Here is a 17,491-nt window from a genome sequence, read left to right on the forward strand (position 1 = left end):
GCCGCTGGATCTATGGAACCGCAGGGGCCGCATCCCCCTAGAATGTAGACAACTGGGAGGGAAGGGGGCACTGTGACGGCTGTGCCGAATGAGGTACGCGCTCCGCGCACAGCGCTCGTGGCTGATCCGGACCCCCGGCGCCTGGCAGTCAACGCCGAGGCACTGCGTGACGCCGGCTATACCGTCCTCGAAGCCCGGGACACTGATAGCCTTGCCGCCTTGCTCCTGGACGCCGAGCCGTCTGTCATCGTGGCCGACGCCTTCCTGGCGGCAGTCAAGTCGACGGCCCCCGTCCTGGTGATGGTGGACCTGGACAGCCCGGCGGAGATCGAGGCTGCCAACCCTCCGGGCATCCACGACTGCATTACCAAGCCGCCGGTACCCAGGGAGCTGGTGCACCGCGCCACTGTGCTGATCGATCAGGCGGCCCGGCGACGGGCGTCCCGGCAGGAGGCCGAGGGCCTTCGGGAGCAGCTGCGCGAAGTGTCCGCAGCGGTCCGCGCCACCAACGACCCCCAGGAAATCGCCGATCATGTCGTCGCCGGTTTCGGCCGGACGTTCCGGGCCGACCACGTGGTCCTGGCCACCTTCGAAGACCCCAGGGTGCCCCCGATCCTGGCCACCTGGCGAAGGCCCGGACTGCCGGAACTGGACCAGGACGCCCTTCCCGGCGAAGAGGAAGCCCGGCAGATGGCGGACGCCCTTTGGGCCGGGACGGAAACGCTGTCCGCGGACGGCCACGAAGCGCAGGGCCGCCCCCACGACAAGCCCGCCGCAGCGGTTGCGGGCGCGGTCTCGACGCTGGCCGTCCCGATCGGGGAAGGCAACTCGTCCCTCGGCATCATCTGGATCGCAATGATGGACCGGCCCCGGAGCTGGTCCGACGCCGAGCTTGGTCTCATCCAGCACGTCGCGGGCAACGCCGCTTACGGGCTGATCCAAAGCCACCTGATCAGCAGCCAGCAACAGGTGGTGAAGCGGCTGCGGGAGCTCGACAAAGCCAAGACCGACTTCCTGGCCACCGTGAACCACGAACTGCGCACCCCGCTGACCTCGATCATGGCGTACCTGGACATGATCCAGGAAAGCACCCAGCACCCGGTGTCACAGGAGGTCCACCAGATGCTGGACATCGTGGTCCGCAATACGGAACGGCTCCGGACGCTCGTGGAGGACATGCTCAGCGTGTCGCGCCACGGGCCGGACGACGGTCCCATGCACCTGGCCCCCGTGCACCTGGGACAGACCCTGGACCTGGTGGCTGCGGCACTGCGCCCCCTTGCCACGCTGCAGAACGTCACCATCGATGTGGATCCCCTGCCGGAGGATCCGCAGATCCTCGGGGATGAAGTGCAGCTGCAGCAGGTGTTCACCAACCTGGTGTCCAACGCCATCAAGTTCACGCCCAGCGGGGGACGGATCGAGGTGGGCAGCGAATCGCATGCCGCGCCGGACGGTTCCCGGTGGGCCACCGTCCGGGTGGCCGATACCGGCATCGGCATCTCGAGCGACGAGATCGACCACGTGTTCACCCGGTTCTACCGGGCCTCCAACGCCATGTCCGGCGCCATCCCGGGAACCGGGCTGGGCCTGGCCATCTCCAAGGATATTGTGGACCGCCACGGCGGCCAGATAAACGTGGCCTCCACACTCGGCGGGGGCACCACAGTCACGGTCAGCCTTCCACTGGGTACTGACCGCATCCAGTCCAACTAGGCGGGCAGGAGGACAGCCGATGTTTGCCGACGACGACCCCCGGCTTTCCCAGCTGCTGGAAGGCATAGTCCGGCTTGCCTCCGGAGACCTGACCTCCCGGATCGAGGTCTCCCCCGCCCGGGACGAACTCGATGCCATCATCATGGGCACCAATCTACTGGCGGAAGACCTGCAGATCATCTACCAGGAGCTGGAGCAGCGCGTCCAGGTCCGCACCCAGCTCCTGCACGAGGCACACCTGGAAATGCAGAAGATGGCCATGCAGGACCCGCTTACCGGCCTGGCCAACCGTTCGGCGCTGATCGAGGCGCTGAGGACCGCCCTGGCAGGCCAGTCCGCGCCGGATGAGGCTGCCCCGGATGAGGGGCCCGCCATCCTGCTGATTGACCTGGATGGCTTCAAGTCCATCAACGACAGCATGGGGCACACCGGCGGGGACCAGGTCCTGGTGACGGTGGGCGAAAGGCTCCGCAGCGCGGTGCGGGAGTCGGACGTCGTGGCCCGGCTGGGCGGTGACGAATTCGCGATCGTCATGCCGTCGGCGTCGGTGGACCAGGCGGCCATCGTGGCATCGCGCATCTCGGCCGCCCTGAGCGACCCCATTGAGCTGCCGGGCAGGAGCGTGCGCTGCGGAGCCAGCATCGGGCTCAGCATTGCCGATGACGGCCAGAGCCCCGAGGACATGCTCATGCAGGCCGACGTCGCCATGTACGCGTCCAAGGCAGAAGGCCAGAACCGGCTGCACCGTTTCGAGCCGGGCCTGCTGCTGATGCGGCGCCTCCGGAGCCAGTTGGTGGAGGACCTGCGGGCAGCCATCAAGGACGACGGCCTGACGCTGTACTACCAGCCTGTCGTGGAGCTTGCCAGCGGAAGGATCGAGGGGGTGGAGGCGCTGGTCCGCTGGGACCACCCCACCCGCGGCTTCATCATGCCGGACGAATTCATCCCGCTTGCCGAGGAAGCGGGCCTGATTTCCGATCTTGGCCATTGGGTCCTCCGGACGGCGGTGAAGCAGCTGCGGGCCTGGATCGATGCCTCCTTGGTGGACCAGCGCTTCTCGGTGCGCATCAACATCTCCGCCACGGACCTGCAGAGCCTGCAGTTCATCGAGGACGTGCGCAACGTACTGCAGGAAACCGGAGTGAAGCCCCACCAGGTAGTCCTGGAGCTGACGGAAGTGGCCATCGTCAGGGGCAACGAGCTGGACCGCTACTCACTGGGCGGCCTCCGGGGGCTGGGGGTCGGGATAGAGATCGACGATTTCGGCACGGGATACTCGTCCATCAGCTACCTCCGCCGGCTTCCCGTGGACAGGGTCAAGGTTGACCGGTCGCTGATCGCCGGGCTGGATACGGATCCCAGCCAGCCGGCACTCGTAGCCGCGGTCCTGCAGTTGGTGCGCGCCTGCGGCCTGGAGGCGGTGTGGGAAGGCGTGGAGACGGCGGAGCAGGCAGAGATCCTTCGCGGCCTGGGGTGCCTCAGTGCCCAGGGATACTACTTCAGCCGGCCGGTGCCCCCCGGGCAGATTCCCGCCCTGCTGGCGGGCCAGCCGGAGAGCGCTAACCAGTAGCGCACAAACTACTGCGCTTTTAGTTCGGCCGATATACGATCAACATGCGGTGTCTGGTTTTCGTCGCCGCGGAAATCAGGGCGAGCAGTAACACCGGACTTATAGGGCGTTTGGAAATTTGAACATTAATTGGGCCATAGGGTCATTACTTCGTCAACTGGGGGCGTAGCTAATGTCGGTTCGAGTACAGGCGTGGGGAATTATTGCCGCCGTGTTGGCGGATACGGATCCCGCGGGAGCCGCTGTCCGGCAGCGCCTGAGCAACAGCCTCGATGAGAATCCCGGCGTGCCTGAACGGGCACTGCTGGAGTACCTCCTGGAGTCCCGCCGCAGCGACGCCGATGCCGCGGGGACACCGGAGACCGCCCGGGACATGCGCCTGTCGACCCCCGCCCTGCCGCCGCAGGTCGCGGAGCAGCTTGATGCCATCCGCAGCATGTCCCGCATCAGCGCCCTGCTGGAGAACCAGATGCTGATGACCGCCTTCCAGCCCATTTACGGCCTGGAAGGAAAAGGTGTGGTGGGGGCAGAAGCCCTTTCGCGTTTCGTCAGCGACGACGGCGCTGCCGCCGAGTTGTGGTTTGCCGAGGCGAATGCGGTGGGCCTGGGCGCCAACCTGGAATTCTCGGCTTTGGGGTCGGCCGCCGCCGCCGCGCGCAACCTGCCCGGGGACCTGTACGTGTCCCTCAACATTTCCCCGACGTCCTGCCTGGACCCACGGCTTCCCGAGTTATTCGACCATATCGAACTCCCCATTAGCCGGGTGGTCCTCGAATTGACCGAGGACATTCCCGAAGAGGAGTACCTGCAGTTTATCTCCGCCATTAATCCGCTGCGCGAGCGGGGGCTGCGGATCGCAGTGGACGACACCCACACCGGAGCGGGCGCGCTCAGCCGGATGCTCCACCTGCGGCCCGACTTCCTCAAGGTGGGCCGCAACGTCATTGGCGACGTCGACACCGATGGACTGCAGCACGCACTGGCTGCCTGCCTGGTCGACTTCACGGACCAGATCGGCATCACGCTCGTCGCCGAAGGCATCGAAACCGTGGGCGAACTCCGGGTCCTCACGGAACTGGGTGTCAGCGCCGGGCAGGGCTACCTCCTGGGCCGCCCCTCGGTGCGGCCCGAGGACTGGGCAAACTGGAACAGCAAGCTGGACCTGGACGGGCTCAAGCGGCACCTTCCCGGCCCCGATGAGTCGAGGACCGTCCGGCAGGGCAACGAATCCTGACGTAACGCAGGCGGGAGCGGCAAGCCCCCGCCCGCGGTGGCGACCTATTCGGAGTGGCCCTGGTCCCGGCTCATCTGGTCCTCCGCCGGCGGCGTCTCCCCTGGGGGCACTCCCCCGCCCGGTTCCAGGCCCGTGATGTTGCCTTCGGCCGGATCGGGGTTGGGCGAGCCGCCCGCTTCCGTGCTGCGCTGCCGCTCGAGGTCGGACTGGGCGGCGCCGACGTCGTCCCTGCCTGGCCGGTCAGGGTTCGCCGGATCATTTTCCGGATGGTAAGTGCTCACGGTGCTTCCGTCCTTCCTCTCCGGCTGCGGTCCAGTGCCCCAGCTCTGGACTAATTGTAAGCATGCTGATAATTCTGGAGGAGCAGGCCGTGCGCCGCTGGGGCGACGGCCGGTGATCTCGGAAGGAGCAGTCACATGGGAATCGGCGACAGCATCGGCAAGGCAGCAGAGAACGCCATGGAGGATCTGGCCGGGACATCCAAGCCCACGGAGAAACTGGACGTTCCCGATCCGGCGGACCCCAATGACGACGTCGAAGTCCACTCGTCCCTGAGCGAGGGCTCGAACGCCATGGAGGCGGAGAAGCAGAAGGCGCCCGGCCTGAAGGCGGGCGCGGCACCCGGTCCGGTGTCGAGCAGTCCGCTGGGCGGGGACGCTGATGAAACAGGCACAGACGCAGGGAACGACGACGGCGCCCTGGCCGGAGAGGCCACCGCACCTGTCGGCGGGGCCGGGTCGGCCGGAGGCAGCGTCGCGGGGTCGGGCGGACTTCCGGAGAGCAACCCGGATGAGCTGCGGGCCGATCCCTCCGAGGGCGACCAGGACCCGTCAACCAGCACGGGACGTGGGTAGGCCTGCCGCGGCGCAGAACCGGCCAGGTCGGGGATTAGCCGGGAGGTCTATGGTCCGCTTCGCGGAGATCCACCCGGATTCAGGCGGATGGCCGGCCGGGCCACTCGCCCCGCTGCATGAGCACTTCACGGAGCAGGTCCGCCCGGTCCGTGACGATGCCGTCCACGCCCAGGTGCAGCAGGCGGTGCATCTCTTGGGCGTCGTTGATCGTCCAGACGTGCACCACCAGCTCCAGGGCATGCGCCCGCCGGATGAACCCCGGGGTTACCACGGGGATGCGCCCGTAGCGCATGGGCACCTGCAGGGCGTGGACGTCCCGGAGGACCCGTCGCATCAGCGGCCGGAACAGCGGGCCGGGAAGCAGCGGCCCCAAAACCGTGAACAGGGCGTTGGAGGCCACCCCCGCGGATGATGCCACCGGCTGGCTGAGGAGCTTCAGCACCGCCCGCCGCCGCCGGTCCGAAAAGCTCGCGACGAGCACCCGGTGGTGCACCTGGTGCCGCTCGATGGCCGCGGCGGTGCTGCGGACCGAGCCCCAGTCCTTGACGTCGAGGTTCAACCGGGCGTCGGGGAGTTCCGTGACCAACTCGTCGAACGTCGGAATGGGCTCGCGGCCGCTGATCCTGGCCCGCGCCACGTCCGCGGCCGCCAGCTCCGCGACCCTGCCGCGGCCGTCCGTGACGCGGTCCAGCGTCTCGTCGTGGAAAAGCAGCAGCACGCCGTCGGCCGTTGTGTGCACGTCAGTTTCCAGGTACCGGAAGCCCAGGCCGGCACCGGCGCGGAACGCCGCCATGGAATTTTCCAGCCCCTCCGTGGAAAACCCGCGGTGGGCCATGGCGATCGGAAGCCGCCGGCCGTCGTCGTCCGGATGCTGGAAGAAGGGCAGGGTCACACTGCGAGCGTACCCCGCACCTGCAACGCCGGCAGCAGCAATCAGTCCCGGCAGCCGGTCTCTCCGCAGGGAACGATGTCCACACCATCGGCACAGTGCAGCAGCGTGCGGCCGCGGCCGCCGTCGAGGTGGACCCAGACCGCCGTGTGGTCCGCGGTGATGGTGTCCACGGTGCCGCCCGCCGCAAAGCCCGGAGAGAGCAGGACGCGGACCCGGTCGCCCTGGCGCAGCTGCTTCCAGTGCGGGGCGGGCGTTTCTTTGCGCAGCGGGGCGTCCGCCGCCTGGTGCCTTGCATTCCTTGCCATCGGTAACCCCCTATGAGCCGCAGGAGAGGTGCCTGCTCCGCTGCACGCTACGGGGCGAAGGTAAACGCCAGGTGAGCGCCAGCTGGAAGAATCAGGAAAACTGGACCCCGAGGGCGGCGAGCCGGGCCTCGAGAACCTGGGCTACGCCGTCGTCGTCAAAGTGCGGCGCCTGCCGGTCCGCCGCCCGGATGGCGTCCGGATGGCCGCTGGCCATTGCGTAGCCGTGACCGGCCCAGCGGAGCATTTCAATGTCGTTGGGCATGTCGCCGAAAGCCACCACGTCCGCGGCGTCGATGCCCAGGCCGGCTGCGTACTGCGCCAGCGTCACGGCCTTGTTGACCCCGGGCAGGGACAGTTCCAGCATGGCGACACCGGGCGAGGAGTGGGTGGCGGCGGCCAGGTGCTCGACGGCGGGACCCACCTCGGCGAGGAATTCGTCCGGCGTGCCGTCGCGGACGATCGCGAGGAATTTCACCACGGAATCGTCGTTGGCCAGGGTTTCCGCCAGCGGGGCCGGAGTGAATTCGGCCAGCAACTCGCTGGACTCGTTCTCGATGAAGCCGGGTTCGAGGTGGAAGCCGGTGAGCGTCTCGGCGGCGAACAGCGCGGCGGGGCGGAGCTTCTTGATGATGCGGCGGGTCTCCAGGACGGCGTCGAGGGCGAGGGTGCGGGCGGAGACCAGGCGGTCCGCCTCCAGGTCCCAGACCACTGCGCCGTTGGAACAGATCACGCGGCCCGTGTGGCCCAGCTGCTCCTCGAGCGGGTGCAGCCACCGCGGCGGCAGGCCGGTGACGAAGACGAGTTCGACGCCGGCGTCCCGGCAGGCGTGGAAGGCGCGGACGGTGCGGGGGCTGATTTTTCCGTCATGCCCGAGGATCGTTCCGTCGATATCGCTTGCAACCAGCCGCATCCTGCAAGTCTACGTGGGGTTCAGCCGCCGTCGCGCGTTCCAACGAAGCACCGTGGACGATGGCCGGACAGGGCGGTCCGGGGTCAGGGAAGGACGGTGGCTGTTTCCACGGAGAGGAGCCGGCTGTAGTTCAGGCACATGCTCAGGCTCTCGTTCGCGGCCACGCGGGTGCCCCCGACCGATATGCGGCTTCCCGCGGGCAGCGGCGGGCCGGCGGGCATGACCAGTGTTTCGCCGTCGAACCGGGTTCCTTCGGGGAAGATCAGCGTGTAGTCGTCACCGCCCTCCGCCTGAAGGACAACGCAGCCGGCGCCGTCGTTGCCCAAGGTTCCACTGAGCCGGGCCGGCACACGCGGGGCTGACCACTGTCCCGAATGGACGATGGCCTTCTGGCCGCCGCTTTGGAGCAGCGTGGCGGGTACCTCCTGCCGTTCCGGAACCAGCCTGAACGCGTACCTGCCCTCCGCGCCCTCGCCGGGGCTCATGATGAACTCCACCCCCTGGGCGGCGAGCGCCACCTGGGTCTTGAAGACGTGCCCATCGCAGGGAACCTGCACCGGGGCGAGGACCTCGGCCCCGGCGTCGCTGGCGAGCGACAGTTGGGTGTCCGCGGGCCCGTCGCAGGTGAAGTGCACGTCATAGCTGCCCGGCTGTGCGGCAAAACCGAAGCTGACGGTGGTGTTGGAGCTGGTGGAACCGGCGAACTGGCCGGGCACGGCGGGTTGTAGCTGTTGTGCGGACCAGTTCCGCATCTCTTCCAACTCCAATTCCCGCGGATCCGCGCCGGGCGCCTTGGAGTTTCCCGTGACGGGCGGCGGGGCCGTGCCGCCCTCCGTCCGGGGCGTGCCCACGCCCTCAGGCGGGCCGCTGTACCCGCACCCGGTCAAGGCACTGAGCAGCACTGCCGGAACCAACCAGGACTTAACGAACCGCATCCGCTTTCCCCCAAAGCTGAAGTGGTCCCAGCCTAGCCCTTGGATGCCCCGTCCGCCTCGGCGTGCCTGTATCCATTTCGTGGCTGGCCCGGGGTCCCCGTTGTCAGCGCACGGAGCTACACTGAACTTATCGAACATATTTTCGAATAAAGGTGTGTTGTGGGCGTTATTATCGGTCCCCGCGTGATAGATGCGGGCGCCTCGTTGTTCTCGGTGCTGATCTCCCCGGTGGCTGTCGCGGCAGGGTTTCCCTCCCCCGCACAGGACTACTTCGACGGCCGGATCGACCTGAACGCGCACCTCATCAAGGACATCACCAGCACCTACGTGGTGAGGGTGACCGGAAGTTCCATGGAAGGCGCCGGAATCAGCGACGGTGATGAGCTGATCGTGAACCGGGCACTGGAACCCAAGGACGGTTCGGTGGTGGTTGCGGTCCTCGACGGCGAGCTGACGGTCAAACGCCTGCGGATCACGCCCACCGGCGTCATCCTGCAGGCGGAGAACCCGAAGTATCCGGACATCCGGGTCGCCGCACTGTCCGAGCTGACCATCTGGGGCGTCGCCACCAGGTGCCTGCACCATGTGTGAGTGCCGCTAATGGCCAGGCCTGCCATCATGCGGCAGATGCCGCAGATCGCCCATGTGGACGTCAACTGCTTCTACGCCTCCGCGGAGCGTGCGTTCGATCCGTCCCTGGAGGGCCGGCCACTGGTGGTGCTGTCCAACAACGATGGCTGCGCCGTGACCCGGTCCCCGGAGGCCAAAGCGCTTGGCATTGCCACGGGCGAGCCCTGGTTCAAGCTCGCGCCCCGGGCCAAGGAGTGGGGGCTGGTGGCCAGGTCCAGCAACTACGAGCTGTACGGCGACATCAGTGCCCGGGTAATGGAACTGCTGGGCAGGTACTCGGCGTGGCTGGAGGTTTACAGCATCGATGAGGCGTTCCTGGGCGTCAAAGGTGAACCGGACCAGCTGCTGGCCCTGGGGCGCAGGATGAAGGATGCCGTCCGGCGCAGCGTGGGGGTGCCGGTCTGCGTGGGAATCGCCCCCACCAAGACCCTCGCCAAGCTCTGCAACAAATGGGCCAAGAACAATGCCGCGTTCGGCGGCGTCTGCCTCTGGGACTGCGTCCCGCCTGAGGCGCGGGACGGGCTGATGGCCCGGCTGCCCGTGGCCGAGATCTGGGGCATCGCCGGCCGGCTCTCCAAACGCCTGAACGGCATAGGCATCTTCACCGTGCTGGACCTTGTCCGCGCCGACCCGGTAGCGATCAGGGACAAGTTCTCCGTGGTGCTGATGCGCACGGTCCTGGAACTGCGCGGCACTGCCTGCATTCCCATGGAGGAGGAACGCATCGGCCGTGACCAGCTGATCTTCTCCCGCTCCTTCGCCACACCGGTGACCACCGCCGCAGGCCTGCGCGAGGTGCTCAGCATCTACGGGCAGCAGGCCAGCGCCAGGCTCTCGAAGCACGGACTCCAGGCAAAAGTCCTGACCGCGTACGCTGCCACGTCGCCGTTCAGGAACCACGAACAGGCTTATCCGTCCGTGTGCGTTTCCCTTCCAATGCCCACCGCAGACCCGCTTCTGCTGACCAAGGCCGCCCATGCGCTGCTGCCGAGCATCCGGGACGGGCTCAAGTACGCCAAGGCCGGCCTGATGCTCACGGACCTGCGGCCCACCGGCAACCAGCCGCCGCTGGAGCCGTTCGAGAACCGGCATGAGGAGCGCCGCATCGGACCGCTGCTCGAGGACGTGAGCCGCCGCTTTGGGCGCGGCTCAATCGGGCTGGGCTATGCAGGCATCAGGTCCAGCCTGGACTGGACCATGAAACGGGACATGTGCTCGCCGCGGTACACCACGCGCTGGGACGAACTGCCCTTGGTGAAGGCGGCCTGAAGCGTGAAGGCCGCCTGAAGCGATGGCATCCCCGCCGCCGGCGCACGGGCCAGCGGCGGGGACGCTGTCCACGCCTAGACGCGGGACCTTCCCCGAAGGAAGTGGAAGATCAGGACGACCACCGCGACGACCAGAAGGATGTGGATCAGGCCGCCGCCGATGTTCGCGAGCAGTCCGAGAAGCCAGAGAACGGCGATGATAATAGCGATCCAAAGCAGCATGAGCGTCTCCTTGATTAGTTTTCGAAAGCCCCCATGCCGCGTACGTACCCATCGATACGCCGAACAAATCACGGCCGGGCCCCGCTGGCGGCTTCCATCTGGGATGACAGGCAGCTTGCCGCTCCCGGACGAAGACGCCGCGCGACGTTTTTTGACGCTCCGGGACGCCGCGTTGAGCGTTCGCGTCGTCCGGTGAACGCCTGCTACACGGGTGATTGTGGGGCCACTGGGTGCTCCGTAATCTCGTCTCAGCATCCGCCCCAGCAAAGGAATTCCGTGAGCAATCCGCAGGACAACAGTCCCCAAAACCAGCAAGGTTCAACCCGCATCGTGGCCGGGCAGTCCAACAAACCCAAGCGTCCCCTGGGCCAGAAGATCGGCATTGCCGCCGTCCTCCTTGCCCTCGTAGGGGGCGGGGCAGCCATCGCTGCCAGCGTGAACAGTGGCGGCACTCCCGCTGCCGCCACCGTCGAGGACACCGCACCCTCCGGCAACCCGGCAGCCGAACTGAAGCTCGGCTACTTCGGCAACGTCACCCACGCCCCGGCCCTCGTAGGAGTCAGCAAGGGCTTCATTGCGGACGAGCTTGGTGACACCAAGCTGAGTACCCAGGTGTTCAACGCCGGTCCCGCCGCCATCGAGGCCCTGAACGCCGGCGCCATTGACGCCACCTACATCGGCCCCAACCCGGCCATCAACTCGTTCGTCAAGAGCGGCGGCGAGTCGGTCAACATCATCGCCGGCGCTGCTGCCGGCGGCGCCCAGCTGGTGGTCAAGCCGGATATCAATTCCGCGGCCGACCTCATGGGCAGGACCCTGGCCTCCCCGCAGCTTGGCGGCACGCAGGACGTAGCGCTCCGCGCCTGGCTCACCGCGCGGGGATACAAGACCAACGTGGACGGCAGCGGCGACGTGGCCATCAACCCCACCGAGAACGCCCAGACCCTCAAAGCTGTTCCAGGACGGAAAGCTTGACGGCGCGTGGTTGCCTGAACCGTGGGCCTCCCGCCTGGTGCTGACCGCCGGCGCCAAGGTGCTGGTGGACGAGAAGGATCTGTGGGACGGTTCGCTGTCCGGAAAGCCCGGCGAGTTCCCCACCACCATCCTGATCGTGAACCAGAAGTTCGCTGCCGACCACCCGGACACCGTCAAGGCACTGCTGAAGGGCCACGTGAAGTCGGTTGAGTGGCTGAACAATGCCGCCGAGGGCGAGAAGGCCACCGTTATCAACGCAGCACTGAAGGAAGCTGCCGGTGCCGAACTGAAGGCTGACGTGATCGCCCGGTCGCTGAAGAACATCGTGTTCACCGTGGACCCGCTGGCCGGGACCTACCAAAAGCTCCTGGCCGACGGCGTAACTGCCGGCACCACTAAGCAGGCCGACATCAGCGGCATTTTCGACCTCCGCGCCCTCAACAGCGTCTCGAGTGGGAAGACTTCTGCCGCTGGGCGCGGCAAGGAGTAGCCCCCGGCAACGCTCTCCCACTCTCCACAAGAAAGTGGGAGGGCGTTGGCGGTTAAGGTGCATCAAGTGAGAGAGCGTCACTTCTCGATGTATCAGCGGGGCAGATACTTGATATCGAAAAGGTCGTCTTCCCCGAATATATGAAGCGCCTCACAGTAGTTACAGGACCTGCACCAACACCCAGCAGCCAGTAACCAGAAGGACTTCATCGTGGAAACTCCCCTCTCCCATCTTGCCCACCTCGAGATCACCAGCCCGGACGTCGAAGCCTCCGCCAGGTTCTACGAGGAAAAGTTCGGCATGCGCATCGTCGACCGGGTGGACGGCAACGTCTACCTGCGCTGCTGGGGCGACTACTACCGCTACAGCCTCGTCGTCACCGAAGGCCCCGAAGCGTCCCTGGGCCGGATGGCCTGGCGCACCAACTCCCAGGCAGCCCTGGAAGCCGCAGCCCAGCGCATCGAAGCAACCGGCGTGCAGGGCACCTGGACCGCCGGCGGCCACGGCTACGGCAAGGCCTACGAATTCACCGGTCCGTACGGCCACCACATGCGCCTCTTCTACGACGTGGACAAGTTCGTGGCAGAGCCCGGTTTCGAGTCCACCTACCCGGACCGGCCGGAGCGCCGCAGCAGCCACGCCGCCGCCCCCCGGTTCCTCGACCACGTCACGGTGGCCGCCTCGGACGTCCGCGGTTTCGCCAAATGGTACAACGAGGCCCTGGGCTTCAGGGTGATGGCCTTCGTGGACCTGGACGAAGCCCCCATCACCGTCTTCTCCGTCCTCACCACCAACGAAAAGTCCCACGACCTCGGCGTTGTCCTCGACACCTCCAGCCGTCCCGGCCGCGTCAACCACATCGCCTTCTGGGTGGACACCACCGAGGACCTGCTCCGCACCGCCGACGTGATGATGGAAAACGGCACCCCCATGGAATACGGCCCCTCCATCCACGGCGTGGGCGAGCAGAACTTCCTCTACTTCCGCGAGCCGTCCGGCCTGCGCGTGGAGCTGAACTCCGGCGGCTATCGCAACTACGTCCCGGACTGGGAAGCCAACACCTGGCACCCATCCGAGGGCTCCAACAACTTCTACAAGAACGGCGCCATGCCGCACTCCATGACGGAATCCTTCCCGCCCGCCGAAGGCTTCACCGCCACCGAGGAAGGCGCCTCACCCGAGATGAAGGAAGCCCTGCTGAACCCGTACGCCAAGCACGGCCGGGGCTAAGCCACCATGATCGAAGCATCGTATGCACTGGTCCGGTTCCAGGAGGGCGGCGACGGCAAGGCCCGGGCGGGCCTGCTGGCCGGCCAGCGGGTCCTCCCCCTGGACGGCGACATCAACTCGCTGATCGAGCACTGGGACACCGCCGAAAGCCAGCTGGACGCACTGGCCGCCTCCGCAGGCGGGGACACCGGCCTGGCGCTTGCCGACGTCGACATCCTTGCCCCGGTGGAACCCGCGCAGGTCCTCCAGACCGGCGCGAACTACCGCAAGCACGTCATCGACCTCGCCGCCGCCCACCGCGAACCGGGCGAGGACGAGGAGGAAGTGCGCGCCAGGACCGCGGCCATGATGGACAAGCGCGCCGGCCAAGGCACGCCGTACTTCTTCATCGGGCTTCCGACGGCGATCGCGTCGGCCACGGACGACCTCGTCCTGCCTGCCTACTCAAAGTCCCACGACTGGGAACTGGAACTTGCGGCAGTGATCGGGAAGACGGCGTTCCGGGTCACCCCCGAGGAGGCCCTGGAGTACGTGTTCGGCTACACCATGGTCAATGACATCACCACCCGCGAGTACGTTTTCCGCAAGGACATGCCCGCCATCGGCTCGGACTGGTACCGCGCCAAGAACGCCCCCGGCTTCCTGCCCACCGGGCCGCTCCTGGTGCCCGCCAAGTTCTTCGGCGACCCCCAGGACGTGCAGGTGACGCTCAAGCTCAACGGCAAGGCCATGCAGGACGAATCTACGTCCGACATGATCTTCGGGGTGGCCAAGCTGGTCAGCGAAGCCTCCCAGATCATGCCGCTGCGGCCGGGCGACCTGGTCCTCACCGGCAGCCCCGCCGGCAACGGACAGCACTGGGGCCGCCTGCTCCAGGACGGCGACGTTATGGAAGGCACCATCACCGGGCTGGGTACCCAGCTCATCCACTGCAAGGACGAAACCACCACCGAAAGCAGCAAGCCGTGACCACACAGGACACTGCAACCGGCACCGGGGAATCAGTTGATTCCCCGGTTGTCCGGCGTGAAGACCCGCTGGGCAGCATCCGCGCCGTGGCAGCGGCCCACAACAACTGGGGCCGTTGGGGCGCGGACGACGTCCTGGGCACCCTGAACTTCATCGACGCCGGAAAACGCGTCGAAGCAGCGGCCCTCGTGAAGACCGGGGAGGCGTTCTCGCTGTCCCAGCCCTTCGACACCAATGGCCCGCAAAAGGGCTGGCGCCGGCGTACCAACCCGGTGCACACCATGACGGACACGGGGGTGGATGCCGAGCGCGGCAACCAGGGCTTCCCGCATGGCTTCGGCGGTGCCGACGACGTGATTGCCATGCCCCTGCAGTGTTCCACCCAGTGGGACGGCCTGGGCCACATCTTCGACCAGGGCAAGGCCTGGAACGGCCGCGCCGCCGGGGACGTGGTCACCTCCGAAGGCGACCTGGTGACCGGCATCGAAACCGCGGCGGCCAAGATCGTCACCCGCGGTGTCCTGCTCGACGTCGGACGCGCGCTCGGTCCCGAACTGGGACGCAGCGACGGCGAACTGCCGGACGGATTCGCGATCACCCCCGGACACCTCCAGCGGACCATCGACCTGCAGGGGCCCAGCTCCGAGGTCCGGCGCGGTGACATCGTGGTGATCCGGACCGGCCAGTACAGCCGCGTCCGGCGCGACGGCTGGGGAGACTACGCCGGCGGTTCAGCCCCCGGCCTGTCCTTCAGCACCGCACCCTGGCTGCACCGCAGCGAAATAGCCGGGATCGCCACGGACACCTGGGGCTTCGAGGTCCGTCCCAACGAATTCGACGGCGCCTTCCAGCCCCTCCACCAGATCGCCATTCCCAACCTCGGCCTGTTCCTCGGCGAAATGTGGGACCCGGATGCACTGGCTGCAGCGTGCGCGTCGGACGGCAGGTACGACTTCCTGCTCACCGCAGCACCGCTGCCCATCACCGGCGCCGTTGGATCACCGGTCAACCCGATCGCCGTCCGGTAAAGCCAGTCCGGTAACTTCACTACAAGAATCAGCAGTAACGCCGTCAATACAAAGGAGTCAGCGATGGCAGCAGTACAGAACGTCGGAATCGTTGGGGCGGGAGCCGCCGGCCTGGCCGCCGCCATCCTCCTGGCCGAAGCAGGAGTGAAGGTAGAAATCCTGGAAAAAGCGGACGCCCCGCAGACCCTGGGGTCCGGCATCACCCTGCAGGGCAACGCCCTGCGGGTGCTCCGCCAGCTGGGCGTCTGGGACAAGGTGGAGGCGAAGGGCTATGGCTTCAGCACCCTTGGCCTGCGTGCTCCCAATCCGGAGGGAACCGTCATCGCCGTCCTCGAGGACATCCGCACCGGCGGCGACGACCTTCCCGCCACCATGGGCATGTTCCGCCCCGACCTCACCGCCATCCTTCGCGAACGCGCGGAGCAGGCAGGCGCGCGCATCAGCTACGGCAAGGCGGTCACCGGGATAACGGACGACGGCGTTTCCGTCACCGTAAGCACCGCCGACGGCGGCAGCGCCACCTACGACCTCGTGATCGGCGCCGACGGCCTGCACTCCGCCGTCCGCAAAGCGATCGGCATCGACGTCGAGCCCCGGCCCACCGGCATGGGCATTTGGCGCGCTTTCGTGGAACGGCCCGAGGAAGTGGTCCGCACGGACCTGACCTACGGCGGCCCCTGCTTCATCGCCGGCTACTGCCCCACGGGCCCGGACACCATCTACGCCTACCTGGTGGAGAAGGCCCAGGAGCGCAAGCAGGAGGACGGCCCCCGCATCATGACCGAACTCGCTGCGGCGTATGGTGGCCCGTGGAACGAAATCCGCGCCAATCTGGACCACAGCGCCCGTATCAACTACACGTGGTTTACCACCCACCTGGTGGACGGCCCGTGGAACCGGGGCCGCACCGTGATCATCGGCGACGCCGCCCACAGCTGCCCTCCAACCGTTGCACAGGGTGCCGCAATGGCACTGGAGGACGCAGTGGTCCTGGCCGAGCTGCTGATCAAGGCCGACGACCTTACCGAAACCCTCTGGAAGGAGTTCACGGACCGGCGCCTGGACCGGGCCAGGACCGTGGTTAACGCCTCCGTCCAGCTGGGCCAGTGGATGCTCGACGGCGTCCGAGACGCCGATGTGCCGGGCCTGATGCACGGCCTCTCCACCATGCTGAAGGAACCCGCATGAGCACGCGCCCTGACCACAGCCCTGTGGTCGACGTCCACGCCCACATCCTGCTCCCGGCACTGCAGCAACTCGTGGCCGAGGCCGATCCGGCGGGCTTCGGCGCGCAGCAGGCTCTTGAGGTGCGGCGCAACGGGCCGGAATCCATGGCGGCTTCGGGGAAGATGATCAAGGAGCGCTGGCCGCAGCTGACGGACCTTGACCGCCGGCTCGCGGACATGGACGCCCAAGGGGTGGACGTGCAGCTGGTCTCACCGTCGCCGTCGCACTTCTACTACTTCGCCGGCGAAGAGCTCGCCCTGCAGCTGGCCCAGGCGGCCAACCGGGCGGTCTGCGGGTTTGTGGACCGCGCCCCGGAGAGGCTCAACGGCCTGGGCCTGGTCCCGCTCCAGCATCCCGGCCTGATGGTCGAAGCCCTGGAGCACGCCGTACTCGAGTGCGGGCTGCTTGGCGTGGAGATCGGCTCGTTCGCCGCCACCCCCGGCATGGAGCGCAGCACCGTTGAGCTGTCCGATCCGAGGCTGGACCCGTTCTGGTCCCGGGCCGAAGAGCTGGGTGCCGTGGTGTTCCTGCACCCGTTCGGCTGCTCGCTGGATGAGCGGCTGGACCGCTTTTACCTCGCCAACACGGTTTCCCAGCCGGCGGAAAATGCGGTGGCGCTGTCGCATCTGATCTTCTCCGGTGTCCTGGACCGGCACCCGGGCCTCAAGGTCCTGGCGGCGCACGGCGGCGGCTACCTGCCCACCACCCTGGGCCGGTCCGATCGTGCCTGGCGGGTCCGGCCGGAGGCACACGGGTGCGCCGAGCCGCCGTCGTCCTACCTGAAGAAGCTGTACTTCGACTCGCTGGTCCACAGCCCCGCTGAGCTGCGGGCGCTTGTGGCCGCCGCGGGGCCGGAGCGGGTGCTGCTCGGGTCCGATTATCCGTTCGACATGGGCTCGGATAACCCCGTCAACGAGGTAGTTGAGGCGCAGCTGCCCGGGCAGGACAAAGCCCGGGTACTGGCCGGAAACGCCGCCGCCCTGGGCATCACGCCCGCATCCGTCCGCACCGCCAGCCGCACTGCCTAAGGAGGCTC

The 17,491-nt window shown here is 67.3% G+C and carries 17 protein-coding genes and 1 pseudogene; 12 read left to right on the top strand and 6 right to left on the bottom strand.

Annotated elements, in window-relative coordinates; all coding sequences use genetic code 11:
• The first annotated feature begins 72 nt into the window (after positions 1 to 72).
• The 3 genes from AC2JAJ_RS06750 to AC2JAJ_RS06760 all read left to right on the top strand — a co-directional run bounded on the left by AC2JAJ_RS06750 (position 73) and on the right by AC2JAJ_RS06760 (position 4,520).
• On the top strand, positions 73 to 1,716 hold the full coding sequence (locus tag AC2JAJ_RS06750) for an ATP-binding protein (RefSeq protein ID WP_486416419.1): 1,644 nt from the start codon (positions 73 to 75) through the stop codon (positions 1,714 to 1,716).
• Between the two features lie 19 nt (positions 1,717 to 1,735).
• Positions 1,736 to 3,286, top strand: coding sequence for a putative bifunctional diguanylate cyclase/phosphodiesterase (locus AC2JAJ_RS06755; RefSeq protein ID WP_486416418.1), 1,551 nt, complete (start codon positions 1,736 to 1,738; stop codon positions 3,284 to 3,286).
• A 172-nt stretch (positions 3,287 to 3,458) separates the two neighbouring features.
• A complete protein-coding gene (locus tag AC2JAJ_RS06760) occupies positions 3,459 to 4,520 on the top strand; it encodes an EAL domain-containing protein (protein ID WP_486416417.1) in 1,062 nt (353 codons plus the stop codon).
• A 44-nt stretch (positions 4,521 to 4,564) separates the two neighbouring features.
• On the opposite strand, the gene AC2JAJ_RS06765 is transcribed toward AC2JAJ_RS06760, so the two are convergent.
• Complete coding sequence (locus AC2JAJ_RS06765; RefSeq protein ID WP_486416416.1) at positions 4,565 to 4,801, bottom strand: DUF6480 family protein; 237 nt, start codon at positions 4,799 to 4,801, stop codon at positions 4,565 to 4,567.
• A 135-nt stretch (positions 4,802 to 4,936) separates the two neighbouring features.
• Here AC2JAJ_RS06765 and AC2JAJ_RS06770 point away from each other — a divergent pair, with 135 nt between their 5' ends.
• Complete coding sequence (locus tag AC2JAJ_RS06770; protein WP_486416415.1) at positions 4,937 to 5,374, top strand: hypothetical protein; 438 nt, start codon at positions 4,937 to 4,939, stop codon at positions 5,372 to 5,374.
• 79 nt (positions 5,375 to 5,453) lie between these two features.
• Here the strand turns inward: AC2JAJ_RS06770 and AC2JAJ_RS06775 are convergent, their stop codons facing one another.
• The 4 genes from AC2JAJ_RS06775 to AC2JAJ_RS06790 all read right to left on the bottom strand — a co-directional run bounded on the left by AC2JAJ_RS06775 (position 5,454) and on the right by AC2JAJ_RS06790 (position 8,416).
• Positions 5,454 to 6,266, bottom strand: a complete 813-nt coding sequence (locus AC2JAJ_RS06775) for a glycerophosphodiester phosphodiesterase family protein (RefSeq protein ID WP_486416414.1) — start codon at positions 6,264 to 6,266, stop codon at positions 5,454 to 5,456.
• 41 nt (positions 6,267 to 6,307) lie between these two features.
• Positions 6,308 to 6,571, bottom strand: a complete 264-nt coding sequence (locus tag AC2JAJ_RS06780; RefSeq protein WP_486416413.1) for a hypothetical protein — start codon at positions 6,569 to 6,571, stop codon at positions 6,308 to 6,310.
• Positions 6,572 to 6,662: 91 nt separating this feature from the next.
• Positions 6,663 to 7,481 (bottom strand): Cof-type HAD-IIB family hydrolase, encoded by an 819-nt coding sequence (locus AC2JAJ_RS06785; protein ID WP_501053424.1) that lies wholly within the window; start codon positions 7,479 to 7,481, stop codon positions 6,663 to 6,665.
• 83 nt (positions 7,482 to 7,564) lie between these two features.
• Positions 7,565 to 8,416: a hypothetical protein gene (locus AC2JAJ_RS06790; protein WP_486416412.1), complete on the bottom strand. Its 852-nt coding sequence runs from the start codon at positions 8,414 to 8,416 to the stop codon at positions 7,565 to 7,567.
• 159 nt (positions 8,417 to 8,575) lie between these two features.
• Between AC2JAJ_RS06790 and AC2JAJ_RS06795 the strand changes: the two genes are divergently transcribed.
• Both AC2JAJ_RS06795 and AC2JAJ_RS06800 read left to right on the top strand, forming a co-directional pair.
• A complete protein-coding gene (locus tag AC2JAJ_RS06795; protein WP_221384592.1) occupies positions 8,576 to 9,007 on the top strand; it encodes a LexA family protein in 432 nt (143 codons plus the stop codon).
• A gap of 9 nt (positions 9,008 to 9,016) precedes the next feature.
• Entirely contained in the window at positions 9,017 to 10,315 is a 1,299-nt protein-coding gene (locus tag AC2JAJ_RS06800; RefSeq protein ID WP_501053425.1) for a Y-family DNA polymerase, read from the top strand.
• A 74-nt stretch (positions 10,316 to 10,389) separates the two neighbouring features.
• On the opposite strand, the gene AC2JAJ_RS06805 is transcribed toward AC2JAJ_RS06800, so the two are convergent.
• Positions 10,390 to 10,536: a lmo0937 family membrane protein gene (locus AC2JAJ_RS06805; RefSeq protein ID WP_221384591.1), complete on the bottom strand. Its 147-nt coding sequence runs from the start codon at positions 10,534 to 10,536 to the stop codon at positions 10,390 to 10,392.
• Positions 10,537 to 10,812: 276 nt separating this feature from the next.
• Between AC2JAJ_RS06805 and AC2JAJ_RS06810 the strand changes: the two are divergent.
• The 6 genes and pseudogenes from AC2JAJ_RS06810 (at position 10,813) to AC2JAJ_RS06835 (ending at position 17,483) form a co-directional block, all read left to right on the top strand.
• A pseudogene (locus tag AC2JAJ_RS06810) lies at positions 10,813 to 12,001 on the top strand (ABC transporter substrate-binding protein).
• A gap of 210 nt (positions 12,002 to 12,211) precedes the next feature.
• Entirely contained in the window at positions 12,212 to 13,231 is a 1,020-nt protein-coding gene (locus AC2JAJ_RS06815; protein WP_486416411.1) for a VOC family protein, read from the top strand.
• A 6-nt stretch (positions 13,232 to 13,237) separates the two neighbouring features.
• Complete coding sequence (locus AC2JAJ_RS06820) at positions 13,238 to 14,200, top strand: fumarylacetoacetate hydrolase family protein (protein ID WP_486416410.1); 963 nt, start codon at positions 13,238 to 13,240, stop codon at positions 14,198 to 14,200.
• Entirely contained in the window at positions 14,197 to 15,228 is a 1,032-nt protein-coding gene (locus AC2JAJ_RS06825) for a cyclase family protein (RefSeq protein WP_486416409.1), read from the top strand. Before AC2JAJ_RS06820 ends, AC2JAJ_RS06825 begins: the two co-directional genes overlap by 4 nt.
• 63 nt (positions 15,229 to 15,291) lie before the next feature.
• A complete protein-coding gene (locus AC2JAJ_RS06830; RefSeq protein ID WP_486416408.1) occupies positions 15,292 to 16,416 on the top strand; it encodes an FAD-dependent oxidoreductase in 1,125 nt (374 codons plus the stop codon).
• A complete protein-coding gene (locus AC2JAJ_RS06835) occupies positions 16,413 to 17,483 on the top strand; it encodes an amidohydrolase family protein (RefSeq protein WP_486416407.1) in 1,071 nt (356 codons plus the stop codon). The genes AC2JAJ_RS06830 and AC2JAJ_RS06835 overlap by 4 nt, the downstream gene beginning before the upstream one ends.
• Positions 17,484 to 17,491 lie beyond the last annotated feature (8 nt).

This window comes from Arthrobacter sp. MOO21, from assembly GCF_057369995.2.